Genomic DNA, 25,439 nt, shown 5'->3' with positions numbered 1-25,439 from the left:
TGCGGGAACGGCACTTCTCGTGAGTTATGCACCGGGAGGCGACACGCTTGTTTTTCCGTTATTTAAATATTAAAAACGGAAATTAATAATGGTAGGTTGTGTGCATGACGAAAACAGGTACGACTGCGACGACCGTTCCCGCGACCCGGACGCCCGTGAAGGGCGCGACGCTGTGCAAGCGGTGCGGGACGCCGATCCCGCAGCAGCCCGGGCGCGGACGCCCGCGCCTGTACTGCGCCGAGGGCGACTGCGCCGCGCAGGCGAAGCGACAGCGGGAACTGCGGCGGTCCACGCCGGGTCTGGAAGGCGCGCTGGCGCGAGCCGAGGAGCTGTACGAGCAGATCGAGCAGTCGATGTCCTCGGCACTGGCGCCGCTCGCCGAGGCCCTGCGGGCCGAGACCGATCCGGCGGAGGTCGAAGCCAGGCTCGCCGAGGTGCGTTCGGACGCGGCGTCGTCGGTGGCCGCTGCCCGGGCCGAGCGGGACGAGGTCGCCGCTAGGGCGGTCGTGCTGCGCGAGGAGCTCGAGGCCGCGCAGGGCGAGGTCGAGCAGGGCAAGGGTGCACTGGAGGCCGCTGAGGGTCGGGCGAAGGAGGCGGTCGCGGCGCGACTGGCAGCGGTGCGGGCCGCCGAGTCGGCCCGTGAGGAGACGGCGGCCGCGGTCGGCGAGGCGGTCGCCGCGGTGGCCGGGAGGAAGGAAGCGGAGGCGGTGGCACGCGCCGCTGAGGAGGCGCGGGTGTCGGCGCTGGCGGAGCGGGATGCGGCCGTGGCGTCCCGTGAGGAGGCCGAGCAGGCGGCGGCTGCGGCGCGCGGCGAGGCCGAGGCGGCGCGGGCGCGGGCCGATCAGGTCGCGGTCGAGGCGGCTGAAGCGCTGCGGGCCGGTGAGGCGGCGCTGGAGCGGGCCGAGGCGCGGGCGCTGGGGTTCATCGCCGAGCGGGACGCGGAGCGGTCCCGTGTGGAGTCGCTGGTCGCCGATGTCGCGGTCGCAAGAAGGGACGCGGAGCAGGCGGCGTCACGGGCCGCAGCGGCGACCGGCGATGTCGAGCGGCTGCGCGGCGAGCTCGCCAGCGCGGTGGCTGATGTGCGGGTGGCGGTGTCGCGTGCGGAGGCGGTTGAGGTTGCGGGTGTGGAGGTGCGGGCGGCGGTGGAGTCGTGGCGGGTGCGGGCGTTGGCGGCGGAGGCGCGGTTGGTGGAGCGGGAGGGTGGGAAGTAGGGGCGTCTCCTCCCCCGCGTTGTGGTGGGTGGTTTGTCCTGTTTGGTGGTTCGGGCCCCGGTGGTGTGTGTTGCTGCCGGGGCCCGGTGTCGTGTGGTTAGCGGCCTGCGGCTTTGCGGGCGTTGTGTTCGAGGAGGTTGAAGTATTCGGTGCGGGATTGTTCTTCGACCCAGAGGTTGTCGTTGCCTTGGCGCATGCCTGCGGCGCCGTCGATGCTTTCGCGGACGATGTCGGCGTGGCCGGCGTGGCGGTGGGTTTCGGCGATCATGTGGGTGAGGATCTGGCCGAGGGTGACTTCGGATCGTTCGGTGGGCCACCAGGGGACGTTGCCGTGGGCGTCGAGGTCGAGTTCGCGGATGGTGGTGTCGGAGTGGTCCCAGACGCGGCGGTAGAGGTCGGTGATGTAGTCGCGGGTTTCGTCGGGGGTGGCCCAGAGGTCGGCTTGGGGGTCTTCGTCGTCGGCGAGCCAGGGCAGGGTTTCGGGGAGGGGGCGGGCGAAGGTGTCGCCGAAGTAGCCGGTTTCGGTGCTGGCGAGGTGTTTGACGAGGCCGAGGAGGTTGGTGCCGGTGGGGGTGAGGGGGCGGCGGATGTCGTACTCCCCTAGGCCTTCGAGTTTCCAGAGGACGGCGTCGCGTCCGGATTGGAGGTAGCGGGCGAGGTGGGTTTTGAGGTCGGTCATGGGGTGAGTGTGCCATCGGGGTGTGGCGTGGGGGGCTGTTGGGGGTTGGGGGGTTGGGGATCTCGGTTGCTTCGGGGTGCGGGGGCGCGGTAGCGTCTCGGGCGATGACTTCTCATGACGGGCCGTCTCGGTACGGCTATCTGGACTGCAACTCCCCTATCGCCGCTTGGCGTTTCGACCGGCAGGTCGACGAGTGCGCTGCGGCTGCGCCGCAGGTGATCGTGGACATCGGGTGCGGGTGGGGTGAGCTGCTGCAGCGCGTGACCGCGAAGGTGCCGGGCGCGAAGGGGTACGGGATCGACTCGGATCTGGAGCTGCTGGAGCGGGGCCGGGAGGGTGCCCGTGCGAAGGGTGTCGCCGACCGGGTCGAGTTCGTGGAGTACCGGGGCGAGGACTGGACGGAGCCTGCGGATCTGGTGATCTCTATCGGCGCGGTGCACGCGTTCGGGACGGCCGCGGAGGCGCTGCGGGCCTTGTACAAGCTGGTGAAGCCCGGCGGGCGGCTCTTGATCGGCGACGGGGTGTGGAACCGGGTGCCGACCGGGGCGGAGCTGGCCGCGATGTGGCCGGAGACGTCCACCGGGGACTGGATGTCCTTGCCGGAGTTCGTGGACGCGGCGGTCGAGACGGGGTTCCGGCCGTTGCGGGTGGAGTCGATCGAACAGCACGAGTGGGACGATTTCGAGTCGCAGTTCCTGGCGGACAAGGAGGTGTGGCTGCTGGCCAACCCTGGTCATCCGGAGGCGGCGGCGGTTCGCGAGAAGGCCGATGCGCACCGGAACTGGTGGCTGCGGGGGCACCGCGGGCTGCTGGGGTTCGCTTATCTGACGCTGGGCCGCCCGGTCGAGTAGACGTGTGTGTGAAGGCCCCGGACCATTGCGGTCCGGGGCCTTCGGTGTGTCGGCTCCCCCGTTGCCGCTCCCCTGTTTCAGAGGACGGCGAGGACGGCGAGGGCGATGAAGAGGATCTGCTCGGCGGTGCGGATGCCCAGGGGTGTGGCGGGTTTCCCGGCGAGGGGGATGTGGCGGCGGGCGGCGGAGACGTTGGCGGGGAACATCGCGGCCATGAGGAGGGCGAGGCAGATCGCGGCGGCGGGTGCGGTGGCGGGGATGAGGAGTCCGGCGGCGCCGGCGATTTCGAGGGCGCCGGTGGCGGCGACGAGGAGGGCGGGTTTCGGGAGGTTGTCGGGGATCATGCGGATCATGTCGTCGCGGAATTTGGGGACGAAGTGGACGATGCCGGTGATAGTGAACATGGCGGCGAGGCCGATGCGCAGGGACGTCTGCCAGTCGAGGGCGTCGACGCCGAGGAGGCCGGTGAGGCGGGCGAGGAGGGTGGCGGCGGTGAGGGTGATGATGGGGACCATGGGGCGGGCCTTTCCGGGGGTGCGCAGTGCACGCTTCTTGACAGTGTCAAGTTCATGATGCAGCACGAATCTTGACACTGTCAAGTGATGCCGGTGTGGGCTCGGCCTCAGGCGCGGCGCTCGCGCCAGGCCAGCACCTCGGCGTCGGTGTCACGCAGGCCGAACCGCAGCGGCGGGCCCTCGATCGGGCCGATCAGGGCCTTCTTGATGCGGGCGTTCAGCTCCTCGAGCGCGGCGCGCACGGCCGACTCGTCCCCCAGAGCGTCCAGGGCCGCAGGCAGGTCTTCGATCTCCTTGGCGAGCTTGAGCGCCGGAGGCAGGGCGTCCAGACCCATGTTCTCGCGCGTGGCCTGCTGGTGGAGCCACCAGTCCTCGCGCAGCGGCTGCCCGATACCCGGCAGGGGCTTTCCTGCTCCGGGGAGGTTCTTGAACTCGCCGCGCGCCTCCGCGTCCTGGATCTGGCGGTCGACGCCCCTGGCCTGCCTGTCGCTCATCGCGGCCTCCTCGCTAGGGGCCCAATGATAACGATCAGGAACCGTGCAGCACCAGCGCGACCGCGACGAACTGCACGATGTACGCGGCCACCGTGAACGCGTGGAAGACCTCGTGGAACCCGAACCACTGCACCGACGGGTTCGGGCGCTTGAGCGCGTAGATGACGCCGCCCGCGGTGTAGAGCACCCCGCCGGTGATGATCAGGACCGTCGCCGCCGTCCCGGCCCCGGCCAGCAGCTGGGGCATGACGAACAGCGCCGCCCAGCCCAACGCGATGTACAGCACCGTGTACAGCCAGCGCGGGGCGCCGAGCCACAGGGTGCGGAAGGCGACCCCGGCGAGTGCGCCGGTCCAGATCGCGGCCAGGAGCGCGGTGCGGGCGGTGCCGTCGAGGGCGAGGGCCGCGATCGGCGTGTAGGTGCCGGCGATGATCAGGTAAATGTTCGCGTGGTCGAGGCGTTTGAGGCGGGTCGTGGCGGCCTCGGAGAGGTTGGTGCGGTGGTAGACCGCGGAGATGCCGAAGAGTGCGGCGGAGGTGGCGACGTAGACGGCGGTGGCGAGGCGGCCGGTGAGGGTGGGGGCGGTGGCGATGAGGACGAGTCCGGCGATGATCGCGGTGGGGAACGCGGCGAGGTGGAGCCAGCCGCGCAGTCGGGGTTTGGTGTCGGTGTGTGGGATCGCCAGTGCCATGTGTCGACGGTATCCGGGTTGGTTACCTGCCGGTAGTGCCGCTGCTCCCCCGATCGTGGGTGGGGTTAAGCCCCGAAGTGGCGTATCGGGCCTGGTGGGGCCGTTAAGCTCCGGCGGTGGACGTGGTGTGGGGCGAGGATCTGCCGGTGCAGTTGCTGGTGCTGGCGGTCGCGGCGGTGGCGGCGCCGCTGCTGGTGGACCGGGTGGAGCGGTGGGTGCGGCTGCCGAGCGTGGTCGTGGAGATCGTGCTGGGCATCCTCATCGGACCGCAGATCCTGGGGCTGGTGCAGGCGAACCTGCTGTTCGAGACGATCTCGCAGCTGGGGTTGGCGATGCTGTTCTTCCTGGCGGGGTACGAGATCGACTTCAAGGCGGTGCGGGGGCGGCCGATCGCGCTGGCGTCGCTGGGGTGGCTCGTGTCGTTCGTGCTGGCGGGGGCCGGGCTGGCGCTGGCGGGGGTGGACGCGGTGCTGATCATGGCGATCGGGTTGTGTTCGACGGCGTTGGGGACGATCCTGCCGATCGCTCGGGACTCGGGGCTGCTGGCGGGGCCGGTGGGGCCGCATCTGATGGCGGTGGGCGCGGTCGGCGAGTTCGCGCCGATCGCACTGCTGGCGCTGTTCTATTCGGAGGGGCACCATTCGGGGCGGACGACGTTCGTGATCGCGGCGGTGGGGCTGGCGGTCGCGGCGGCGGCGTTCGGGTCGCTGAAGCGTTCGGCGCGGGTGGGGCACCTGCTGTCGGCGACGCTGGGGACGAGTGCGCAGCTGGCGGTCCGGTTGTCGGTGCTGGTCTTGTTGGCGGCGGTGCTGCTGGCGGCGGAGATCGGGGTGGACATCGCGTTGGGGGCGTTCGCGGCCGGTATCTGCATGCACGTGCTGCTGTCGGCGCTGGACGAGCGCGAGGAGGAGCTGGTGCGGTCCAAACTCGACGGGATCGGGTTCGGCGCGGTGGTGCCGGTGTTCTTCGTGTACACGGGGGTGACGTTCGACCTCGACGAGCTGCTGGGTTCGCCGACGGCGCTGGCGTTGATCCCGGTGTTCCTGGCGGCGTTCGCTCTGGTGCGAGGGGTGGTGACGTTCGGGCTGTTCGCGAAGGCGCTGCCGCGGCGGCAGCGGGGTGCGCTGGCGGCGTTCGCGGCGACGGAGCTGCCGATCGTGGTGGTGGCGGCGACGACGGCGTCGGAGCGGGGCCTGGTGGACGCGGCGGTCGCTGCGGCGATGATCGGTGCGGCGATGCTCTCGGTGCTGGTGTTCCCGCTGGTCGGGTTGCGGTGGGCGCGGATGGACACGCGGGCGGTCACGGCCGAGGCGATCTAGCGGGCCTCAGCGCCTCGGCGTAGGAGCGAATACGTTCGTCCGCCGATGCGCGGCAGTGCTTCGGGCGGCGATGGTGGAGTCATGTTCAAGCTTCGCCGCCCCGCGTACCGGGCTTTCGTCATCGTCCATGTGGTCTCGTCCGTCGCCTGGCTCGGGTTGAGCCTGTGCCTGCTGGTGCTGGGGGTGCGGGCGACCGGGACTGCGGTCGCGGCCGAGCAGTACGCGGCGGGGACGGCGATGTCGGCCCTGGCGGGAGCGCTCGCGGTCCCGCTGGGGGCGGCGGCACTCGTCTCAGGGGTGGTCTTGATGCTGGGCACGAAGTGGACGGTGGCGTACACGTGGGTGCTCGTGAAGCTGTGCGCGACCGCGGTCACGTTCGCGCTCACGGTGTTCTCGCTGCGGCCGGGGCTCGCGGCGACGGCGGCGGCGCTCGATCCGGGGCGGCTGCAGGTGCTGGACGACCAGATCCTGGCCGCGCCGATCGTGTCCTCGTCGGTGTACCTGGGTGCGGTGGTCCTGTCGTACCTCAAACCGTGGGGACGGCGAGGCGCGCGGCGCGCGCCGGTCCCAGTGCCAGTGCCCGCTCGTAGTGGCCGATGAGCGCGTCGCCTTCGGCTTCCCAGGTGCGGGTCCTGACTTTGAGGCGGCCGCGTTCGCCCCACTGGCGCAGCAGGTCCCGGCGCGCGGCGAGGGACCGGACGGTGGCGGCCAGCGCGGCGGGGTCGCCGGGCGGGAAGTGGGTGCCGTCGACGCCGGGGTCGACGAGTTCGGCCGCTCCCCCGGCGTCGACGGCGACGACGGGGACGCCGGAGGCGTGGGCTTCCTGGATGGTCTGCCCGAACGTCTCGAACGGTCCGGTGTGGACGAACAGATCGAGGGAGGCGTAGAGGCGGGAGAGGTCGGTGCCGTGGAGGGCGCCGAGGAAGGTCGCTTGCGGCAGGAGCCGTTCGAGGGCGCGGCGGCGGGGGCCGTCTCCGGCGATGACGAGGCGGACGCCGGGGGTGGCGGCGAGGTCGGTGAGCCAGTGGAGCTGCTTCTCGCGGGCGAGGCGGCCGACGTAGCCGACGAGGAGTTCGCCGTCGGGGGTGAGGGCGCGGTGGAGGCCGGGGTCGCGGTAGCGGGGGTGGAAGCGGTCGGTGTCGACGCCGTGCGGGAGGACGGCGAGGCCGCCGATGCCTTGGGCGGCGAGGGCTTTGGCGGTGCACTCGGAGAGGGCGAGGTTGACGCGGGCGCGGGAGTGGATGGAGCGCAGGCGGTGCCACACGAGCTGTTCGAAGGCGGTGAGGTGGTAGGCGCGGGTGTAGGCGGGCAGGTCGGTCTGCCAGACGGCGACGGTGGGCACGCCGCGGCGTTCGGCCCAGGCGGCGGCGCGGGCGGTGTACCCGAAGGGGCTGGCGAGGTGGACGACGTCGGGGCGGTGGGTGTCGAGGGCGTCGTCGAGGGCGCGGGTGGCGAGCCCGGCGCGGAAGTGCTTGTAGGCGGGCAGCTGGATGGAGGGGACGTGGACGACCGGCCAGTCGAAGACCGGGCGCGGCCCGGGCCCGGGGGCCGGGGCGATGACGACCGGTTCGATCCCGCGCGTGGCGAGGTGGGCCGCGGCGCGGAAGACGGAGCGGGCGACGCCGTTGACCTGAGGCGGGAATGACTCGGTGACCAGTGCGACTCTCATGGTCGGAGCGTAAGTGCCCAGGTGGGCGGGTGGGGGAACCCGACATGGCCCGGGACTGAACCGCAGCCAATATTCAGCAGAGCCCAGGCGTAGCGGCTATGGGGCGGCCCGGCAGGCGACGGCGGGGCCGGGTGGTCGCGGGAGGAAGTGCGGCGGGGTGCAGGGCGGGCGCGGGGCGGGCGCTCGTGCGGGTGCGGCCCGTATCGGACACACCGGGACCGCACGCGGTTCGGCGGGCGCAGGCGACTTCGATGCGGGGTGGTGTCGTACCCGCGCGATAGGTATTGGAGGATGCAGCAACCGGTCGGCCCGCAGCCGGCCCCGCGGGCGCCGTCCGCCGAGACGTCGTCTGCCGCAACCTTGTGAAGGAGCCCCCGATGTCACTGTCGAGTGCCGACATCGCTCATCTCGAAGCGGTGCTGGCGCAGGGAAAGAAGCCGAAGGTGGTGTTCACCGACGCCGCAGGGCAGGTCGCCGGGCGCACCGGGAAGGTCGTCGCCCTCGACCCGGGCGGGGTGGACGACTTCGTCCACGTCGCATTCGGATCCGACGAGCTCTCGTTCTCCGCGGCCGAACTGCGCCTGCCCGCGCCCGGCGAGGGCGCGCGCCGCGCCCCGCGCCAGCGCGCGGGAGAGGCGGCCGCGCCAGCCGCGCCGGTCGCGCCTGCGGGCCCGGGCCTGCTCCCGGACGAACCCGCGCCGAAACCGAAACCTGTTGTGAGTGAGAGGAAACCCGTGACCGCACCTGAGGCGTCCCAGCCCGCAGCCGCCGCCGAGCCGGTGGCCGTGCCGAAGAAGAAGATCGCCCGGCCCCGGGCCGCGGTGGCGAAGCACCCTGAGCTTTCGATCACGTTGACCTATGAGGACGGCGAGTGGTCGGTCGCGGCCTCGCGCGGCGCCCGCGCGGTCGTCAAGGGCGCCAAGGTCGCGCACTCGAACGCGCTGGCGATGTGCCAGGCGTCGGGGTCCGACGAGGTCGCCGAGGTCGTGGACGAGGTGGTCGAGAAGATCCGCTCCGAGGCCGCCGAGGAGGCGTCGCGGCTGCGCCGCCAGCTCGAAGAGGCCGAGGCGCGCCTCGCTGAGTTGAAGTAGCCCGCAAGGGAAGCCACGGGCCCGGTGCGGCAACGCACCGGGCCCGGCTGTGTCTGCGACGGCTCCCGCCGGTCCCCCGCGGACGCGGGGGTGCGAAGACGATTCGCGTTGCGGGCGATGTCGGACCCCTGTGGGAGAGTCGTCGTATTTACACCGGTGGTCGGAGGTGGATGCGGGTGGGAAGGGGCATGCCCTATAGCCGCCCGCGGCCTGCCGGGGCGCGGCGCGCCCGCGGGCCGACTAGGCCCCGCCGAGCAGCCCCTCCCCGCCGGGGCCGAACGGGGCTCCGGGCCCGGCAGGGTCAGTCGCGGGCGTGCTTGATGTAGATCATGACCGCTTCGCGGGTGGTCTTGACGCCCAGGGACTGGCGTGCCGCGGCGATGCGGCGGTTGGCGGTGCGCAGGGACACGAACTCGGACTCGGCGGCCGCCGCGATCGTCGAACCGGCCGCCAGGCGCCCCAGGAGGGCCCGCTGCTCGGCGTCGAGGTCGAGGCCGTCGGCCGCTTCGGCTTTGCCCGGGGTCAGGCCGAGGGGCCCGACGCGGCGCAGGTCCGCGGCGAGGCTGAGCGCGAGCGCGCCGGTGGCGACCGCGACGATCCCGGCGCCGCGCGCGGCGGCCAGGACCGCCTGCGAGGCGGTGTGGTCGTCGGCGACCTGCCCGTGGCACACCAGGTGCCGCTCGGCGAGGTCCCAGGCCGGCTCCAGGAGCGCGAACCCGCGGTGCGCCGCCCAGCCGGCGGCCGCGCAGCGGCGCACGATCGCGTCCGCGTCGCCGGACGCGCCGACCACGTGCAGCGGCACCTGCTCGGCCATCACGCCTCACCGCTCTCAGCGGCCGTGAGCAGCACCGCGGCCTCGGTGCGGGTCTTCGCGCCGAGTTTGCGCATGCCCGAACGGATGTGGGTCTCCACGGTCTCGGCGGTGATGCCGAGGATCTCGGCGATCCGCCGCGACGGGTGCCCCGAGGCGACGTGGCGCAGCACCTCGCTCTCGCGGTCGGTCAAACCGCCGCCGCCGCGCGCCGAGCGGCGGTCGCGGCGCACGTCGTGCTTGCGCAGGCCCCGCCGGGCCCGCCCGGCCAGGACGATCAAGCCGTGCTCGTCGGCGATCCGCTCGGCCGCTTCCAGGGCCGCGACGGCGGCGGCCGCGTCCCCGGCGTGCGCGGCCAGCGCGAGGAGGCAGCGGACCTGCTCGCGGGCGGCCAGGCCGTCCCAGGCGGTCGCGGCCTGCGCGAACGGGCCCGGCGCGGCCTTGTCCCACGCGGTGAGGGTCGAGGCGACCGGCACCGGCCACGGGGCCGCGTCGGCGGCGATCGGCTCGGTCCCGGTGTCGTAGGCGATCCACCGGCCGGTGATGTGCGCGAGCCCGCCGACCAGGCCCGGCCTCGCTTCGGGCGCTTCGGGTCCGGGCTGGCCGTCGAGCCAGGCGGTCTCGTGCTCGAGCCAGGCGACGAGCCCTTCGAGGGCGGCGGGGGCGTCGTGGAGGCGGGCGAGGCGGGCGCGGGCGGCGCCGAGCGCGCCCGTGTCGGCTTCGGCGAGGGCGATCGCGGCGTCGATGAGGGTGTCGGCGACGGCCGGGAGGGCGTGGTCGGCGAGGGACTGCGCGGCGGCGATGACGTTGTCCAGGCCCGTACCGGACAGGACGAGGCACCAGGCGGCGGCCGCGAGGAACCGGGTCTGCCACGAGTAGGCGCCCGCGGCGCCGGCGCGGTCGGCCGCTTCGTGCGCGACCGCTTCGGCCTCGACGAGCCGGGCGGCGTCGGCGAGGGCGATCACCCGCGACCAGGCGCACCAGAACGCGGTCGTCGCGTCCCCGGCGTCGCGCGCGAGCGCTTCGGCGAACGCGAGCGCGTCGGGGTCGTCCCCGGCGAGCGCGGCGGCGAGCCCGGCGTGGGCGAGGTCGGGGTAGGCGTCCCGCAGGGACGCCGCGAGGGCGTCCTTTTCGGATGGCGGCGCGCACAGGAGGCGCAGCTGGTCGGTCTCGGGGCCTTCCGGTGCGTGGTCGAGTGCGGCGCGGGCCTGGCCGGTCTCGCCGAGGGCGAGGAGCGCCCAGGCGCGGGCGACGGAGGTCTCGGGGTCGCCGGGGGCGCGGTCGAGGACGGCCAGCGCGGCGCGGGTGCGTCCGGCCGCGAGGGCCGCGCGGGCGGCCGGGACGGCGTGGGCCGGATCGAGTTCGGCGGCGAGCAGGAGCGCTTCGGCGCGGGCCTGGGGCCCGGCGGTGGCGGCGGCGTCGAGCGCGGTCGCCAGGGCCCGCTCGGCGAGCCCGGCGGCGTGGGCGTGCCGGGCCGATTCGACGCCGGTGGTGGCGTCGGCGAGGTGCTCGTGCATGGCCAGGCGCGCTTCATGGTCGAGGATGCCCGCGGCGACCTCGGCCATCCACGGGCTCGCGGGGCGCAGGTGGGCGCCGTCGGGGACGGCGAGCCCGGCCTCCTGGAGGACGGTGGCGCCGTCGCCGAGGAGGCTGGGGTGGGCCGGGCGGCCCAGGAGCCCGAGCGCGGCGAGGGCGGTGCGCCCGGCGCGGGGCAGGTCGGCGATCGCGGCGGCTGCGGCCGCGGCGGGGTCGCCGGGGGTCTCCAGGTCGAGGTCGTCGCCTTTGTCGGAGGCGGCCCTGTCGAGGTGGGCGGCGTGCCGGGCGAGCGCGGTGAGCGCCAACGGGTTCCCGCCGGAGCGGGCGTGGAGCGCGGCGGCGCGGGCCGGGGGCAGCGCGGGGGCGGTCTCGGCGACGAGGCGGGCGGCCTCGGCGTCGGTCAGGTCCGGTACGGGGATGACGTGGGCGCCCGCGAGGAGGCGTTCCAGGGCCGCCTCGCCGAGGCGGTTGGGGGTGCGCAGCGCGGCCGCGACCGGGAGCCGCTCGGCGAGCACGGGCAGGACGGCGAGGGTCGCCGCGTCGCACCACTGCAGGTCGTCGATCACGAGCAGGCCCCCGCGGGTGCGGGAGTAGACCGCTTCGGCGAGCAGCGGGAGGTCGTCTGCGGGCATGCGGGCCCGGGTGGCGCGTTCGAGCGCCAGTGCCGGTGCGCCCGAGAGCATCGCGAGGCCGCCGCCTGAGTGGACGGGGCGTTTGGACGCCTGCGCGAGCCGCTCCAGCAGGCGCGTGCGCCCGCACCCGGGCGGGCCGGTGACGACCACCAGGCCCGGGCCGGCCAGCGCCGCGGCCATGGCGCGGAGCGCGTCGTCGCGGTCGCCGCGGCCGGGGTCGGCGGGCACGGGGTCGACGCGGGGGCGGGCCAGACCGGGGGTGGGCGGCGGGGCGGCCAAAATGGGGGCTCCTAACGCTGTGGCACGAATGGGGGAGGCGGCCGGGCGGCTGCGGTTTGTATCGTCGTCCTTGTCGACGGAACGCCGACGCCTCTCATGATATTGCGGAACCTTCGATGCCGCAGACCGGCGTCGGCGCCCAGGTGCCGAGGGAACGATGGAGAGGGCGGACGCGGGAGCATGGTGGCAGGGCAACTCACCACGAGTGTGGCGGGCATGTGCGAAGAGCTGGCCGGGAAGGTCAGCAGCGCGTCTCGCCCCGTGGTCGAGGAGGTGGCCTCCAGGCTCGGGCAGCCTCTTCGCGTCGCGGTCGCCGGGCGTTTGAAGGCCGGGAAGTCCACGCTGGTCAACGCGTTGATCGGGCGCCGTGTGGCGCCGACGGCGGCCGGCGAGTGCACGCGGGTGGTGACCCAGTTCCGGTACGGCCCGGCCGACCGGGTCGACGTGGTCGCCCGTGACGGCTCCAAGCACGCGGTCCCGTTGGACGCCAACGGGATGATCCCGACCAAGCTGCCGATCCCGGCCGACGAGGCCGCGATGATCGACGTGCAGCTGTCTTCGGACCGGTTGCGGGACTTGACCGTGGTCGACACGCCGGGCCTGCAGTCGGTCAACACCGACATCTCCGACGCGGCGCGCGAGATGCTGTTCGCCGCGCCGATCGCCGACGACGTCGACGACGACTCCCGTGCGGCGGTCGAGTCCGCCGAGGCGATCATCTACGTGTTCACCCAGCAGGTCCGCGCCGACGACGTGGAGGCGCTGGAGGCGTTCGCGAAGGCCTCGCAGCAGCTGTCGTCGTCGCCGATGAACGCGTTGGGGCTGTACAACAAGGCCGACAAGCTCGCCCCGGGGCCGGGCCAGGACCCGTGGCCGGTGGCGGGCCCCATCGCCGGGGACCAGGCCGCGGTACTGCGCCGCAGCGTGTGCGACGTCGTGCCCGTGGTCGGGCTGCTCGCCGAGACCGCCGAAGCGGGCCTCTTGACGGCCGCCGACTGCGAGGCGCTGCGGACCCTCGCCGGGCTCGACGAGGCGAAGCGGGCGCTGATGCTCGCCTCGGCCGGGCTGTTCCTGTCCACCGAGGGCCCCGTCGACCAGCACCAGCGCCAGCGCCTGCTGGAGCGTCTGGACCTGTACGGCATCCACTTCGCGATCGCGCACCTGGGTGCGAACCCGCACCTGGCGACCGGCGAGCTCGTCCGGCTCCTGTTCGCCGCCTCCGGGTTCCCGCGCCTGCGCACCACGCTCCACCAGATCTTCGGGGTCCGCGCCGACGTCATCAAGGCCGGATGGGCCCTGGGGCGCCTGGACGCGGCCGCGGCCTCCGGTCCCGCGGCCGACCGCGACCTGCTGCGGGGCGCGGTCGAGTCGATCGTCGCCCGCCCCGAATACCACCGCCTGCCGCTGCTGGAAGCGGCCGCGCAGGTCACCACCGGGCAGGTCGCCCTGCCCGAGGCCATGGAAGCCGAAGTCGCGCGCCTCGCGCTGACCGACGACGCCGGCGTCGTCCTCGGCCTGCCCGGCGAGGCCCGCCCGCAGCTGCGCCGCGCCGCCATCGAAGCCGCCGCCCGCTGGCGGGCGTTCGCCAACGGCGGCGCCACACCGGCCCAGGCGCGGGTGGCGAACGTGGTGCATCGTGGTTTCCACCTACTCGCCCAGCGGCTCGGATGAGCCCCCGGCCGCCCCAGGGCGGGACTGCACGACCTAAGGAGAGCATTGTGACGAATCGAATCGGCGGACCGCTGGTGGGAGCCCTCGCGGGCCTCGCCGCCGCCGCCCTGGGCGCGGTGTTCCTCACCGGCGGGTTCGATCCGATGACGCTGGCCGTCGCGGCCGGGTCGGTCCTCGTCACCGCCGTCGTCGCCGTCCTCACCGGACGGTCCATCGCACCCGCCCCGCAGAGTGCCCCGCCGGTCTCCGGCGTCCCGTTCACCCCCGCCCCTTCTGGCCCGATCCCGGTGAACCAGCTGCAGGCCCCGGCCCAGGCCGCGCAGGCCATGGCCGACCGCACCGCCCTGGTCGACGCGTGCATCTGGATGCGCGACCGCGCCACCTCCCCCGCGCTCGCCCAGCACCTCGACGGTGTCTTCGGGCGCGTCGGCGTCAACGGCGTCGACGCCACCGGGCAGCGGTTCGACCCGGCAGTGCACGAAGCGGGCGGCACGGTCGCCGCCGGGTCCCCCGCCGAGGACGGCATCATCGCCCGCACCGAGCAGATCGGCTACACCGACCGGGGCCGCATCGTGCGCCACCCGATCGTCACCGTCTTCCGGGGCCAGGTGCGGGCATGACCGACACCGCGACCCCGCCCCCCGCGGCGAAGCCGGCCCCGGTCAAGAAGGCCGCTGCCGCCCCCGCGAAGCCGAACCCGGCCCAGCAGATCCACAAGCTGTGCGCCCGCGCCGCCAAGGCCGGGAACGCCAGCCTGCGGACGGTGGACGCCAAAGCGGCCGCCGAGGTCGACGAGGTCTCGCGCTGGCAGCCCGACAAGCCCGTCGCCGTGGTGGTCGGTGAGACCAAGCGCGGCAAGTCGTCGCTGGTGAACGCCCTCCTCGGCATGCCCGGTCTGTCGCCTGTGGACGCCCAGGTGGCGACCACGGCGTACCTGGAGTTCGCGTACGCCGAGCAGGCGTCGGTGCGGGCCTGGCAGCCCGGCGCGGCCGACCCGATGCTCCTGGGCGTGGGCGACCTGCGCAACTGGGCGACCAGGCTCGGGACGATGCCCCCGGGCATGGTCCCGCCCCGGCGGATGCTCGTGGGGCACCCGTCGGCGCTGCTCAAGCACATGTCCGTGGTCGACACGCCCGGCACGGGCGGCCTCGACCCCGACCACGCGCAGATCGCGCTCGAAGCGGTCGCGCGCGCCACGTGCCTGATCATGGTCACCGACGCGTCCAGTCCGATGGCCAAGACCGAGCTGGACTTCCTGACCGAGGCCTCCAAGCGCGTCAACTTCGTGGTGTTCGCTTTGACGAAGACCGACACCTACCCGGGGTGGCGCACGGTCATGGAGGAGAACCGGTCGCTGATCGAGGCGCACGCGCCCCGGTTCCGCAACGCCCCGCACTACCCGGTGTCGGCGATGCTCGCCGAGCACGCGCTGAACTCGCAGGGGCCGACCCGCCAGGCCCTCGCGAAGGAGTCCGGGATCGGGAAGATGCAGCGGGCCCTGGTCAAGGTCGCCACCGCCGGGAAGGCGCTCGTCGCGGCGAACGTGGTCCGCGCGGTGCGCACCGAGTTCCAGCGGCTCGCCGTCTCCGCCCAGGAGGACATGAAGGCCTACGACCCCGACCCTGAGGCGGCCAACCGGCTCAAGGAGGAGAAGAAGCAGGCCCTGGCCGCGCGGCGCACCGAGACGAAGAAGGCGAACCTGGCCCTGCGCGTGGAGACGCAGCGGGCCAAGATCGAGGTCCAGGGCCGCCTGCGCACGCACCTGCAGGAGCTCGAGGAGGCCCTGCTGGACGAGGTCGAGAAGGCCAACAAGGCGGCGCTCGAATCGCTGCCGAACCGGGTCGACATCGCCTTGCAGGGCATCGCGGCCCGGTTGTCGGGCGAGCTGCACCAGCGGTTCGTGCTCCTGGCCGAACGCGTGCTGCGGCAGGTGTTCAACGAGGACGAGCTGCAGCAGACCACGAACGCGATCTCCGCGGGCCTGCGCACGGCCGCTTCGGGGCGCACCCGCCGCGACGCCGCCAACGACGGCGCGCTCCTGGTGGCCTCCTCGGCGGGCGTGGCGATGATGGCGGGACGGGTCGTCACCATGGGCGCGGGCGCGATCGGCCTGACCGCGGTCGCCGGCAGCGCCGCCGCGATCGCACTGTCGGCCTCGGGTGTGGGCATCGGCCTCGCGGCGGCGGCGTTCCTGCTGTACCGGCGCAAGATCCAGGGCGACCGCCAGGCTGCGAAGCAGTGGATCCAGCGGGTCATCGCCGAAGCGCGGGCGAACCTCAACGAGGAGATCAGCTTCCGGTTCACCGAGGTCGAGTTCGTCTTCAACTCCACGCTGGACGACGCCCTGGAGCGGCGCGCCGGCGAGTTCGACGCGCGGATCTCGGCCGCCGAGAACGCGCAGAAGGCCGACCAGGCCGCCCGGGCGAAGAAGCAGGGGGCGCTCAAGCAGCGCCGCGACTCCATGGCCGCCAAGGTCAAACAGCTCGACGAGGTGCTGGCCAAGGCCCGCACCCTCGTCCTAGGCGAGGAGGATGCGTGATGGATGAGTTCGACGCCTTCGAGCCCGAAGGCAACGCGGACTTCGACGGCGCCGGGGACTTCGGCGACGACGCGGACGCCCCCGCATTGGACGAGTTCGACGACGACGCGGTTCCCGAGGACGGCGACGGGGACCTCGAAGGGTTCGCGTTCGACGGCGAGGACTTCGAGAGCGACGAGACGCTCGACGAGGACTTCACCGTCGACGCCGAATACGAAGACGAGGGCGAGGACGCGGCCCCGGGCGATGAGACCGCGTACGCCGCGACGTACGAGGACATGCTCGTCGACGAGGCCGACAACCCGCCGAGCTTCCCGCCCGAACTGGACCTGGACCTGCCCGAGCCGGTCGACGGCTACCCGTGGGTCGACATGGACGTGCTCGGCTCGGCCGAGGCCGAGCCGTGGGTGAACTCCGGCAGCACCGTCGACGCCTCCGAGTACGCCATCGCCGACGTCGACGACCCGGCCGCGTCCGCGCTCGCCCGCTTCTGGCAGGGCTAGCGCCACCCCGAAAGAGGGAGCAGGCACTGTCCGATGTCGCCACCGGCGGCACCGGGAGGCGATACGCCCCGAATAGGACCCCGGGCCCGGCTGGCGGACCTTGCGCGTCCGTTCGGTTGACGGCGAAGGGCATTCGCGCGGCAGCGACGTGCGGCGGGCCGCCGGGAACGGGACTCGCGCGCTCCACTGTGGCGTCGCCCTCGGCACTGCCGGCACCGAATGCGACGCATCCGTATGAAAATGTCGGCCCTGGCGACACCCGGAGCGGCAATGCGGCGGTAGATTGGCTCCATTACCGTCGAGACCGACGCCCGACCCCCCTCACGGGCACCGGCCCGTCCCCGCACGACCGACCGGGAGCCGCGTGGTGAACGAACCAGACCACTACCGCGTCCTCGGGGTGAGCCCGCAGGCGCCGAAGGCCGATATCCAAGCGGCCTACCGCCGCAGGCTGCGCGAGACCCACCCCGACCGCGGCGGCGACGAGGACGAGTTCCACCTCGTCCAAGGCGCCTGGGAGACCCTCTCCCACCCAGGGCTGCGCCGCGAGTACGACCTGCTGCGCTTCGGGCGCCGCGCCGCCCGCCGCTACGGCAAGGCCGCCGCCAAGCCCGCCCACCGCAAAGTCCGCGGCTGGAACGTCGCACCCGCACCGCAACCCGCCGCGGCCGGGTTCCCCACCGAAGGCGCCCTCGTCGCCGTCCCCTGGCACGCCCGGCTGCGCCTCACCAGACCCGTGCACCGGCCCTCCAGCTGGGCCGCGGCCGGATACAGCGCCGCCGTCGCCGCCGTCTGGATCTTCTGCGGCCTGGGCTACCTCGGGCAGGCGTTCGCCGCCGACGGCTGGCTGTTCCTCGCCCTCGCCATCCCCGTGACCATCGCGATCGCGATCATCGTGCTCGTCCAGACCAGCCGGGCCCTCAGACGCCGCCCCGACACCGCGCCGCCGCCGCCCACCGGGCGCCTCGTCATCGCGTTCCTGTTCGCCGCAGCGGTCATCTGGCTCGCCGGGCTCTCGACGCCGTGGGGCTGGGCCCTGGGCCTGTACGTCCTCACCGGCGCCGGGCTCGCATGGACGGTGAAGCGCCTGCGGTACACGCTCGCGCTGCGCCGCTCCGTCGGCGGGGCCCTGCGCCAGTTCAACGCGTTCGGGCCCGTCGGCACCCGCCCCAAAGCGGACCGGTCCACAGGGAAGCTCCTGCGGGAGGTCCTCACGAACCTGCCCGCCGCCAGGTTGTTCGTCGCCCTGCCGGTGGACATGGAGACGCGGGTGCCGCACGCGATCGTCTGCGGCGACCGGATCGCGCTGCTGTGCGCCCCGGTCGGGCGCGACAGCGCCGATGTGGACTCGGTGAACCTCCCCGAAGCGGTCAAGGCCCTCGACGAGGCCCTGCCGGACGCGAACGTCCAGGGCTGGGTGCTGTGGCCGACCCTGCCTGAGACCGCCCGCGCGGGCGAGACCGCCGCCGTCCACGACGTCGCCGTCGGCCAGGCCGCCACCGACATCGGCCTGTGGCTGGCCGCGGGCGGCATGGTCTACGACCTGCCGGTGCTCCAGTCGCTGCGGATGCGCCTGGCCGCCGTCCCGCCCCAGCGCACCGGGGACCGCACCCCCGTCGTGCGCACCTGAGAGCCCTTCCGCCGCACCGTAACCGCACGCTCCGTGAGCAATCGCACCCTCCACAGCGGCGGTTCGCGCCAGTACAGTGCAGGCTGTGAACGCCACCGACCGCGCTGACGCCATCGTCGCCGACCGACTCCGGGCCGCCGCCGCACGAGAACCGCTGCCCGGCCGCGCCGAAGGCACGAACGCGGTCGAACTCGCCGCCTCGATCGCCGGGGACTCGGTCCACAAGGACCGCTTCACCGCCGAGATCGCCAGCGCGGTCCGCGGCACGGCCCTGGCACTGGATGCGGCCCGGCCGCACCCGACGGACCTGTGGAAGGCCGCCAGCGCGTTCCATACGGACCCGAGCGTGTGGTTCGAGCAGGCGGTGCTGCTGGGGCATCCGGTGCATCCGCTCGCGCGCTCCAGGGGCGAGTTGACCGATGACGAGATCCGGGCGTATGCGCCCGAGCACGGGGCCCGGTTCACGCTCGGCGAGTACGGGTTCGGCACGGTCCGGGCCACCGGCGAGCCCGACCGGGAAGGACCTGCCGTGCCGGTCCACCCGTGGCAGGCCCGCCGGTACGGGCTCGGCGACCCGGTCGCGGCGCATCGCGGCGCGGCGCCGCTGATGAGCCTGCGCACGGTCTCGACGGGCGACCGGCACATCAAGACCGCCGTGGACCTGCAGTTGACGTCCGCTGTCCGGCACGTCTCGGCCGCCTCGATGCAGAACGGTCCGGCGCTGGCCCGGCATCTGGCCCCTGCGGCCGCCGATTGCGGCATCACGCTGGTGCCCGAGGCGGCGGTCTGCGCGGTCACGGACGAGGGCGAGCCGGATTCGCGGTTGGCCGCGATCGTGCGGCCCGCGCCGCACCGGCTCGGGCATCCGCGCGCGGTCCCCTTGGCGGCGCTCGCCGAGGCCTGCCCGTCCGACGGGCGGCCGATCGGTGTGGCGTTCACCGGTGACGACCCGGAAGCGTGGTGGAAGGCGTTCGCGGCGGTCGCGGTGGCGCCGCTGCGGCTGTTCGATCAGACCGGTGTCGCGTTGGAGGCGCACGGGCAGAACACTCTGGCGTCGTTCAACGGCGACCGGCCGACGGCCCTGGTGTACCGCGATTTCGGCGGTGTCCGGGTCCCGCCGGGCGGCTGGTCGGAGGTCGTCGGGGACCTGCCGGAGTCCGATCCTGAAGCGCGCCTGGTGAAGCTCATGGCCGCGCTGTTCCCGACGACGCTGACCGCGATCGTGGACGCGTTCGCGGCGTGGTCGGGCACCGATCCGGGCCGGTGGTGGGCCGAGGTCAAAGCCGCGGTCCGCAACCTGTGCCTGGAGCCGTGGATCGCGCACACCGTCCTGCGGGAGCCGTGGCCGATCAAGGCGACCACGGCCATGCGGCTGGCCGAGCGGCCCACTGAGGACCTCTGGGTGCGCGTCGAGAACCCTTTGGCGGCGGCGTGAACCTCGCCTCGCAGATCAAGGCCGCCGCATGGAGAGAGAACCTGGGCGGCTTCCGCGACCAGCCGATCCCTGAGGGGGCGCGGCAGCGGGCGTTCAACCAACTCGAGGTGGACGGGCCCGACGAGGACCCGGTGAAGGTCCTCGAAGCGGTCCTCGGCGGGCCCGTGCCGGAGCACCTGGCGGCCGAACTGTATTCGGCGCGTGAAGGACTGGGTCACGCGCTGGCGCGGGCCGGGCGCCGCAACCGGCATGTCGCGGCGCTGGCGGCCCGGGCCGGGGCCGGAACGCTCGCCGAGCTGGTCGCGTCCTGCGGGCGGGACGTGCACACCACCGCCAGGCTGCTGGAGACGCTCGCTACCGAAGGGCACCAGCTGCATCCGCTCGCCCGCACGCGCCTGGGCTGGGACCGCGGCGACCGGGAGCGGTACGACCTGGAGGCAACCCGGCCGATCCGCATCCGGCTGGTCGCCGACCGCGCCGGGGTCCTGGAACGCTCCGGCGACGACTTCCGGGACCACCCGATGCTGCGCGGCCTGGACCTGCCCGACCCGGTCGTCCCGGTGCACCCGTGGCAGCTGGAGCACCGCGTCCTGCCCGGCTACCGGGACCTGTTCGACTCCGGGCGGCTGCGGGTGATGGACGAGACCGTCCCGGCGTGGCCGACCGCCGCGATCCGCACCCTCGCCGGGCACGACGCCCCCGGGTTCCTCAAGCTCGCGCTGGGCATCCACATCACGTCGACGCGGCGCGACATCTCCCCCGCGACCGCGCTCCTGGGCCCGCGCCTGTCGGCGCTGCTGCGCGCGGTCGACCGGATCGGGCCGGGCGGGCTCGAACCGGAGCACCGCATCCTCGCCGACACCGCCGGGGCGTGGCTGCCGGGGTCAAGGGAGCTGACCGCGCTGGGCCGGTCCCCGCTCGCCGGAACCGAACCGTCCGATCTGGTCTACGTCCCGGCGACGGCGCTGGCGGCGACCTCCCCGGTGACCGGGTTGAGCCTCGCGGCCGAGTACGCGCGCTGGTCCGGGGACCCGGACGCGTGGATTCGCAAGTACGCGCGGCTGTTCGCGCATCCGGTGCTGACGAAGGCCGAGGCCGGGATCGGCCTGGAGGCGCACCTGCAGAACAGCATCGTCGCGATGCGCGGGCCCGACCCGGTCTTCCCGGTCTCGCGCGACCTCGGCGGCGCCCGCATCCACCTGCCGACCCTGCCGTGGGACCTCGAACTGCCCCAAGGCAGTCCGGTGAACGCCGCGAGCATGGACCAGGTGCGCGCGAAAGTCGCGTACACGCTGTTCCAGAACCATTTCGCGGCGCTCGTCGCGGTCCTCGAACGGGACCTCGGCCTGGACGGGGCGGCGTTCTGGGCCGACCTCGCCGACGAGCTCGCCGGGCGCCTCTCGCAGGCCGAGAAGGCCGCGTACCTCGCGCCCCGGCAGCCCACGAAGGCCCTGCTGACCATGCGCCTGCACCCCGGTGAGGAGATCGAGACCCTAGTGGACAACCCCCTGGCCCGCGTGCACGAACACCCCGCTCTGGACCGGCACGTGCGGGCGCTGGCGTCGCCTGCCAGCGCGTGGATCTACGACCCGGCCGGGGTGAGGGCGTACCTGGAGGTGCTGCGGGAGACGTTGGGGCACACGGTGCTGTACGCGATGAAGGCGTGCGCGAACCCGGCGGTCCTGGCTGCGGCGGTCGGGGCCGCGGACGGGGTCGAGTGCGCGTCCGGCGGTGAACTCGCGGCCGCGATAGCGGCGGGCGCGTCGCGGTTGGCGTTCTCGGGTCCGGCGAAGACTGCGGCGGATCTGGCGGCGGCGGCCGCATGCGGAGTGCCGCTGTGGATGCACGCCGAGAGCGTGCGGGAGCTCGACGGGCTCGCGGCGGCCGGTTTCAAGGGCCCGGTGGCGTTGCGGGTCAACCGGGGGCGGGCGCTGCCGGGGACGCATCAGATGACGGGGGTGGCGACGCCGTTCGGGATCGACGAGCCGGAGGTCGCCGCGGCGGTCGACCGGGCGCTGGGGCTGGGATTGGACGTGGTCGGGTTCCATCTGCACGCGGTGTCGAACTGCCTTGAGGCCGAGGCGTACGCGGACCATGTGCGCGACGCCGTGGCGTGGTCGCGGCAGGCGGCGCGGGGCCGGTTCGACCTCGCGTATGTGAACGTGGGCGGCGGCCTCGGGGCCGATCCGCGGGGGGCGCGGATCGACGTGTCCGCGCTCGCCGAGGGCCTGCGGGGCCTCGATACCGGCGGCGCTGAGCTGGTGTTCGAGCCGGGCCGGTTCGCCGCGGCGGCGGCGGGCTGGTACGTGGCCGAGGTCGTCGACCTGAAGACCGTGCGGGGCCAGGCGTTCGCGGTGGTGCGGGGCGGGACGCACCATTTCCGGCTGCCTGCGGCGTGGGGGTATTCGCATCCGTTCGCGGTGGTGCCGGGGCCGCGGACGGGCCCGGTGTGGTCGGGCGTGTCGGTGCGGGTGTGCGGTGAGCTGTGCACCCCTAGGGATGTGCTCAACAGCGGCCAGACCGTGCCTGCTATCGCCGTCGGGGACCGGCTGGTGTTCGCCAATGCCGGAGCGTACGGGTGGGAGATCTCGCACGACCGGTTCCTGGGGCACCCGGGGCCCGAGCAGGTCGTCATCGGCTGATCGGCTGATCGCCGCCTTGATGCGGTGCGTCTACGATGAAGGGCCCGAAGCCGACGCGTCGTCCGTCCCGGCGGCGCGCACGATCGCCTCGATCCCTCGTTGAGGAGTCCGTATGCCCAATCGGCGCCATGCCCGGCGGACGCACCGCGATGCGCTGAAACTGGCCGCCGCGGGCAACCATCAAGGCGCCCTTGCCGTGTACGCGCATGCCGAGGGCGAGTTCCGCGGCTGCCTGGCGGTGCACCCGGAGGACCGGGGCACCCGCAGCGACTTCGCGGAGCTGCTCGCGGACCTCGCCGCGTCCCATGCGGCGGTCGGCGAAGCCTCCGAAGCGTATGCGGCGCAACGCGAACGGGCGGCGATCACGGCCGGGCTCGACGCGGGCCCGGTGGAGCGGGCGGCCGCGCGCCTCGATCTGGCCGAGGCCGCGGCCTCGGCAGGGCGGCTGATGACGGCCGCGACGGAAGCGGACGCGGCACTGGGCCTGCTCGACGACGTCGACCCGTCCGATCCGGGCAGTCCGGGGTTCACGACTTTGGCGGACGCGATCGCACGGGCCGCCCGCGTGTTCGCCCGCGCGGCCGACCCGGACCTGGCCGTCGGCGCGGCCGACCAGGCGGCCCGGATGCTCATCGCGGCGCGGCAGGCCGATCCGGGCGGGTTCGGCGCGGACGGCATCGGCTTGGACGGCACGGCCGTGCTCCTGCGCGACAGCCTGCGGCTCGCGGCCGCGCTCCACGCCGCGGCGGGCCGCACCGGCCACGCCAAAGGCGCCGCCGATCTCCTGGAGCGGCACTTCCCGGGCGTCCAGGCGCCGACCGCGCCCGTGCCGTTGACGTTCCGGGCGGCACTGGAGGCGGCGATGCGCATGGGCGCGTTCTTCGACCCGCGCCTGATCGAGCGTCTGTGCCCCGATCCGGCCGGGCACGACGCCCCGGCGACGATCAGCGCCCGCTGCGACCCCGGGCTCGCCGCTGTCGCACTCCACACCGCCGAACCGGCCGTCGACGTCCTCGCCCCGACGCACCCGAACCTCGCCTGGCGCATCGCGACCGAGGTGCACTACCTGCTCACGGCCGCCGACCGGCTCGGCGAGCGGAACCTGCACCAGAACTTCCGCGACCACGGCCCCGCTTGGCTCGCGATGCTCATGGCGCTCACCGCGACCGGCAAGCAGGGCCCGATCCTGGGCGACCTCGCGACCGCGCTCGCCGAGCTGTGCGACCGCCTGCGCACCCGTCACGCCGCAGCCGACCACGAGCCCCTCGTCGTCGCCGCGACCCGCTTCATCAACGCCCACGGCGACCATCCGCGAGCATGAACCCGATCGCCAGCGCCGCAGGCCGACCGCGAACTGCCCGCGGTCGGCGCGACCCGCTGACCCGGCCGCGAAACGCCTGCGGCACCCGCCTCACGCGACCGGCCCCGCATCCGCGTCCGGTCCGCGTTCCCGGTTCGGGTCGCCGCTGATGCCCGATGCCGCGGTCGTCCTCGCCTGCACCCGCGAGGGTACGGGCGGTAGCCCGACCGCCGTGCTCGAGGACGGACCCTTCACCGAGGTCGAGCGCCGGTCCCTGCCCGGGCGGCTCGGCGCCTCGCACGCCGTCTTCGTCAGCGCCGCCCCCGGCGCGCTCGGGCTGCGGTTCTTCACGGCCGCTGGGGAACTGCCCGCGTGCGGACACGGCACGATCGCCGCGCTCGCCTGGGCGGGTGCCCGCACCGGCCCGGGACCCTACCGGCTGACGGCGGGCGGCCGCGCCTTCGACGGCGAGACCGCACCGCACGGAGACGGTTGGCGGGCGGCGTTCGACGCCGGGCCGGTCGCGTTGCGCGTCCCCGATCCGGTTGAGGCCGGACCGGTCCTGGCCGCGCTGGGTGCGGGCCGTGCGACCCGGGTGGCGAGTCCTGGCGGCCGCGAGCGGCTGCTCGTGCAGGTCGACAATGTCTCGGCGCTGGCGGGCGTGTCGCCGGACTTCGACCGGCTGCGCGTCGCCTGCGATGCGGCGGGGTTCCTGGGCTGCTTCGTGTTCGCGCCGGAGCGGGACCGGTTCGCGGCGCGGATGTTCGCGCCGTCGATCGGGGTGGACGAGGATGTGGCGAACGCGAATTCGGTCGCGTGCCTCGCGGCGCACTTCGGTACGGCGGTCGAGGTTGCGATGGGCGGGTCGATGGGCCGCCCGTCCCTGATCGGTGCCGAGCCGCGCCGGGGCGGGGTGCGGCTGGGCGGCAACGCGGTCGCGTTACCGGTCGGAGCCGAACCAGCCGGGGACATCGAGGCGGAAGAGTTCGCCGGGGGCGAGGGCCCGCAGGTCGGCCTGAAGCCCGGCGAGGCGTTCGGGGCCGATGGTCTGGGCCCAGCGGGCCTGGATGGCGTCGAAGCTGCGTGCGGAGACGTGGAGCATGTCGATGCCTTTGGCGGTGAGGCGCACGAGTTTGCGCCGGGCGTCGTCGGGGTCGGCGGCGCGTTCGACGTAGCCCTGCTTCTCGAGGCCCGCGATGGTCTTGCCTGCGGCCTGTTTGCTGACGCCCAGGCGGGCGCCGAGTTCGACGGCGGTGGTCCCCTGTGTGCCGATGGCCTGGAACACGAAGCCGTGCATGGGTTTGACGTCGGGGTGTCCGGCGCGGGCGAGGTCGGCGTGGGCGGCGTCGATGACGGCCCTGAATGCGGCGAAGAGCTGCAGCGGGAGTTCGTATCCGGGGGTCGCCTCACCCATGATCGACAACCTGGTTTACTATATGGGTAACCATGTTGTCCATCTTAGGAGACTCCTCTTGCGTATCGTCCGCAGTACCGAATCCCGCCGTTCCGAGACCCCCGCCGGGGTCATGACCACCCTCGCCTCCCCCGCGCTCGGCGCCGCGACCGCGCCGGTCTGGAAGGTCGAGGCCGCCGCTGGGGCACCCGGCCCGGTCCACCACATCGACGCCGAGCAGGTCTGGACCGTCCTGGCCGGCACCGTCACCGCGACGGTCGGCGATGCCTCGGCCGACCTCGCGGCGGGCGACACCCTGGTCGTCCCCGCCGATGTCGACCGCCAGTTCACCGCGGGCCCCGACGGCTTCACCGCCGTCGTCACGGGCCCGGCGGGCCAGCAGGCCTACATGCCCGGCAAGGAAGACCAGAAGATCACCCCGCCCTGGACGGTCTAGGGCCTGTCCTGCGAATCAGGGAGCGGCGGTATCCGAGTCCGTTTGTTCGCTCGCAAGGCGGAAGGCCCTCCGAATACCGGTGTTGTATTCG

Annotated in this window: 22 protein-coding genes and 1 pseudogene; 15 read left to right on the top strand and 8 right to left on the bottom strand. The window is 73.7% G+C overall.

The features are described 5' to 3' along the window. Window positions 1-104 precede the first annotated feature (104 nt). The gene (locus ACZ60M_RS22275; protein WP_465420931.1) at window positions 105-1,211 is read left to right on the top strand and encodes a hypothetical protein; all 1,107 of its coding nucleotides are present in this window, start codon (window positions 105-107) and stop codon (window positions 1,209-1,211) included. 97 nt (window positions 1,212-1,308) lie between these two features. Here the strand turns inward: ACZ60M_RS22275 and ACZ60M_RS22270 are convergent, their stop codons facing one another. Then, window positions 1,309-1,890, bottom strand: a complete 582-nt coding sequence (locus ACZ60M_RS22270; RefSeq protein WP_465420929.1) for a DinB family protein — start codon at window positions 1,888-1,890, stop codon at window positions 1,309-1,311. A 104-nt stretch (window positions 1,891-1,994) separates the two neighbouring features. Here ACZ60M_RS22270 and ACZ60M_RS22265 point away from each other — a divergent pair, with 104 nt between their 5' ends. Then, window positions 1,995-2,741: an SAM-dependent methyltransferase gene (locus ACZ60M_RS22265; RefSeq protein ID WP_465420927.1), complete on the top strand. Its 747-nt coding sequence runs from the start codon at window positions 1,995-1,997 to the stop codon at window positions 2,739-2,741. Window positions 2,742-2,818: 77 nt separating this feature from the next. On the opposite strand, the gene ACZ60M_RS22260 is transcribed toward ACZ60M_RS22265, so the two are convergent. The 3 genes from ACZ60M_RS22260 to trhA all read right to left on the bottom strand — a co-directional run bounded on the left by ACZ60M_RS22260 (window position 2,819) and on the right by trhA (window position 4,441). Then, window positions 2,819-3,256: a DoxX family protein gene (locus ACZ60M_RS22260; RefSeq protein ID WP_465420925.1), complete on the bottom strand. Its 438-nt coding sequence runs from the start codon at window positions 3,254-3,256 to the stop codon at window positions 2,819-2,821. Window positions 3,257-3,363: 107 nt separating this feature from the next. Beyond that, entirely contained in the window at window positions 3,364-3,750 is a 387-nt protein-coding gene (locus ACZ60M_RS22255; RefSeq protein ID WP_465420923.1) for a DnaJ family domain-containing protein, read from the bottom strand. A gap of 34 nt (window positions 3,751-3,784) precedes the next feature. Next, the gene (gene trhA / locus ACZ60M_RS22250) at window positions 3,785-4,441 is read right to left on the bottom strand and encodes a PAQR family membrane homeostasis protein TrhA (RefSeq protein WP_465420922.1); all 657 of its coding nucleotides are present in this window, start codon (window positions 4,439-4,441) and stop codon (window positions 3,785-3,787) included. A 116-nt stretch (window positions 4,442-4,557) separates the two neighbouring features. On the opposite strand from trhA, the gene ACZ60M_RS22245 reads away from it, so the two are divergent. Both ACZ60M_RS22245 and ACZ60M_RS22240 read left to right on the top strand, forming a co-directional pair. After that, window positions 4,558-5,760 (top strand): cation:proton antiporter, encoded by a 1,203-nt coding sequence (locus ACZ60M_RS22245; protein ID WP_465420920.1) that lies wholly within the window; start codon window positions 4,558-4,560, stop codon window positions 5,758-5,760. A gap of 81 nt (window positions 5,761-5,841) precedes the next feature. Then, window positions 5,842-6,360: a DUF2269 domain-containing protein gene (locus ACZ60M_RS22240; RefSeq protein WP_465420918.1), complete on the top strand. Its 519-nt coding sequence runs from the start codon at window positions 5,842-5,844 to the stop codon at window positions 6,358-6,360. On the opposite strand, the gene ACZ60M_RS22235 is transcribed toward ACZ60M_RS22240, so the two are convergent. Beyond that, window positions 6,287-7,429, bottom strand: a complete 1,143-nt coding sequence (locus tag ACZ60M_RS22235; protein ID WP_465420916.1) for a glycosyltransferase family 4 protein — start codon at window positions 7,427-7,429, stop codon at window positions 6,287-6,289. The genes ACZ60M_RS22240 and ACZ60M_RS22235 overlap by 74 nt on opposite strands. Window positions 7,430-7,806: 377 nt before the next feature. Here ACZ60M_RS22235 and ACZ60M_RS22230 point away from each other — a divergent pair, with 377 nt between their 5' ends. Next, window positions 7,807-8,520, top strand: a complete 714-nt coding sequence (locus tag ACZ60M_RS22230; RefSeq protein ID WP_465420914.1) for a hypothetical protein — start codon at window positions 7,807-7,809, stop codon at window positions 8,518-8,520. 301 nt (window positions 8,521-8,821) lie between these two features. Here the strand turns inward: ACZ60M_RS22230 and ACZ60M_RS22225 are convergent, their stop codons facing one another. Then, complete coding sequence (locus ACZ60M_RS22225) at window positions 8,822-9,334, bottom strand: LuxR family transcriptional regulator (RefSeq protein WP_465420910.1); 513 nt, start codon at window positions 9,332-9,334, stop codon at window positions 8,822-8,824. Further along, a complete protein-coding gene (locus ACZ60M_RS22220) occupies window positions 9,334-11,778 on the bottom strand; it encodes a helix-turn-helix transcriptional regulator (RefSeq protein ID WP_465420908.1) in 2,445 nt (814 codons plus the stop codon). The genes ACZ60M_RS22225 and ACZ60M_RS22220 overlap by 1 nt, the downstream gene beginning before the upstream one ends. 180 nt (window positions 11,779-11,958) lie before the next feature. Between ACZ60M_RS22220 and ACZ60M_RS22215 the strand changes: the two genes are divergently transcribed. From ACZ60M_RS22215 to ACZ60M_RS22175, 9 genes and pseudogenes are all read left to right on the top strand, one after another. Further along, the gene (locus ACZ60M_RS22215) at window positions 11,959-13,449 is read left to right on the top strand and encodes a dynamin family protein (protein WP_465420906.1); all 1,491 of its coding nucleotides are present in this window, start codon (window positions 11,959-11,961) and stop codon (window positions 13,447-13,449) included. Between the two features lie 47 nt (window positions 13,450-13,496). Then, on the top strand, window positions 13,497-14,069 hold the full coding sequence (locus ACZ60M_RS22210; protein WP_465420904.1) for a nucleotide exchange factor GrpE: 573 nt from the start codon (window positions 13,497-13,499) through the stop codon (window positions 14,067-14,069). Further along, a complete protein-coding gene (locus ACZ60M_RS22205; RefSeq protein ID WP_465420902.1) occupies window positions 14,066-15,988 on the top strand; it encodes a dynamin family protein in 1,923 nt (640 codons plus the stop codon). Before ACZ60M_RS22210 ends, ACZ60M_RS22205 begins: the two co-directional genes overlap by 4 nt. Continuing rightward, on the top strand, window positions 15,988-16,491 hold the full coding sequence (locus ACZ60M_RS22200) for a hypothetical protein (RefSeq protein WP_465420900.1): 504 nt from the start codon (window positions 15,988-15,990) through the stop codon (window positions 16,489-16,491). Before ACZ60M_RS22205 ends, ACZ60M_RS22200 begins: the two co-directional genes overlap by 1 nt. A 367-nt stretch (window positions 16,492-16,858) precedes the next feature. Continuing rightward, a complete protein-coding gene (locus ACZ60M_RS22195; RefSeq protein ID WP_465420898.1) occupies window positions 16,859-18,121 on the top strand; it encodes a J domain-containing protein in 1,263 nt (420 codons plus the stop codon). A gap of 85 nt (window positions 18,122-18,206) precedes the next feature. Further along, window positions 18,207-19,556: an IucA/IucC family protein gene (locus ACZ60M_RS22190; RefSeq protein WP_465420896.1), complete on the top strand. Its 1,350-nt coding sequence runs from the start codon at window positions 18,207-18,209 to the stop codon at window positions 19,554-19,556. Then, window positions 19,553-22,198 (top strand): IucA/IucC family protein, encoded by a 2,646-nt coding sequence (locus ACZ60M_RS22185; RefSeq protein WP_465420894.1) that lies wholly within the window; start codon window positions 19,553-19,555, stop codon window positions 22,196-22,198. Before ACZ60M_RS22190 ends, ACZ60M_RS22185 begins: the two co-directional genes overlap by 4 nt. A 112-nt stretch (window positions 22,199-22,310) precedes the next feature. Next, window positions 22,311-23,519 carry a hypothetical protein gene (locus tag ACZ60M_RS22180; protein WP_465420892.1) on the top strand — a complete coding sequence of 403 codons (1,209 nt, stop codon included), beginning with the start codon at window positions 22,311-22,313 and terminating at the stop codon, window positions 23,517-23,519. Between the two features lie 148 nt (window positions 23,520-23,667). Further along, a pseudogene (locus tag ACZ60M_RS22175) lies at window positions 23,668-24,426 on the top strand (PhzF family phenazine biosynthesis protein); the annotation flags it as partial. A 12-nt stretch (window positions 24,427-24,438) separates the two neighbouring features. On the opposite strand, the gene ACZ60M_RS22170 reads toward ACZ60M_RS22175, so the two are convergent. Beyond that, entirely contained in the window at window positions 24,439-24,795 is a 357-nt protein-coding gene (locus ACZ60M_RS22170) for a MarR family winged helix-turn-helix transcriptional regulator (protein WP_465420959.1), read from the bottom strand. 175 nt (window positions 24,796-24,970) lie between these two features. On the opposite strand from ACZ60M_RS22170, the gene ACZ60M_RS22165 reads away from it, so the two are divergent. Further along, complete coding sequence (locus ACZ60M_RS22165; RefSeq protein WP_465420890.1) at window positions 24,971-25,348, top strand: cupin domain-containing protein; 378 nt, start codon at window positions 24,971-24,973, stop codon at window positions 25,346-25,348. The last annotated feature ends 91 nt before the right edge of the window (window positions 25,349-25,439 follow it).

The organism is Glycomyces sp. NPDC050141 (assembly GCF_055586545.1).
This window is presented reverse-complemented; position numbering and strand designations above follow the sequence as displayed.

What these genes read in the sequence shown, in the direction of transcription:
- ACZ60M_RS22265 (WP_465420927.1), top strand. Translation starts at nt 1,995, where the DNA reads ATGACTTCTCATGACGGGCCGTCTCGGTACGGCTATCTGGACTGCAAC.
- ACZ60M_RS22260 (WP_465420925.1), bottom strand. Translation starts at nt 3,256, where the DNA reads ATGGTCCCCATCATCACCCTCACCGCCGCCACCCTCCTCGCCCGCCTC.
- ACZ60M_RS22200 (WP_465420900.1), top strand. Translation starts at nt 15,988, where the DNA reads ATGGATGAGTTCGACGCCTTCGAGCCCGAAGGCAACGCGGACTTCGAC.
- ACZ60M_RS22205 (WP_465420902.1), top strand. Translation starts at nt 14,066, where the DNA reads ATGACCGACACCGCGACCCCGCCCCCCGCGGCGAAGCCGGCCCCGGTC.
- ACZ60M_RS22225 (WP_465420910.1), bottom strand. Translation starts at nt 9,334, where the DNA reads ATGGCCGAGCAGGTGCCGCTGCACGTGGTCGGCGCGTCCGGCGACGCG.
- ACZ60M_RS22180 (WP_465420892.1), top strand. Translation starts at nt 22,311, where the DNA reads ATGCCCAATCGGCGCCATGCCCGGCGGACGCACCGCGATGCGCTGAAA.
- ACZ60M_RS22255 (WP_465420923.1), bottom strand. Translation starts at nt 3,750, where the DNA reads ATGAGCGACAGGCAGGCCAGGGGCGTCGACCGCCAGATCCAGGACGCG.
- ACZ60M_RS22215 (WP_465420906.1), top strand. Translation starts at nt 11,959, where the DNA reads ATGGTGGCAGGGCAACTCACCACGAGTGTGGCGGGCATGTGCGAAGAG.
- ACZ60M_RS22230 (WP_465420914.1), top strand. Translation starts at nt 7,807, where the DNA reads ATGTCACTGTCGAGTGCCGACATCGCTCATCTCGAAGCGGTGCTGGCG.
- ACZ60M_RS22275 (WP_465420931.1), top strand. Translation starts at nt 105, where the DNA reads ATGACGAAAACAGGTACGACTGCGACGACCGTTCCCGCGACCCGGACG.
- ACZ60M_RS22270 (WP_465420929.1), bottom strand. Translation starts at nt 1,890, where the DNA reads ATGACCGACCTCAAAACCCACCTCGCCCGCTACCTCCAATCCGGACGC.
- ACZ60M_RS22235 (WP_465420916.1), bottom strand. Translation starts at nt 7,429, where the DNA reads ATGAGAGTCGCACTGGTCACCGAGTCATTCCCGCCTCAGGTCAACGGC.
- ACZ60M_RS22170 (WP_465420959.1), bottom strand. Translation starts at nt 24,795, where the DNA reads ATGCACGGCTTCGTGTTCCAGGCCATCGGCACACAGGGGACCACCGCC.
- ACZ60M_RS22240 (WP_465420918.1), top strand. Translation starts at nt 5,842, where the DNA reads ATGTTCAAGCTTCGCCGCCCCGCGTACCGGGCTTTCGTCATCGTCCAT.
- trhA (WP_465420922.1), bottom strand. Translation starts at nt 4,441, where the DNA reads ATGGCACTGGCGATCCCACACACCGACACCAAACCCCGACTGCGCGGC.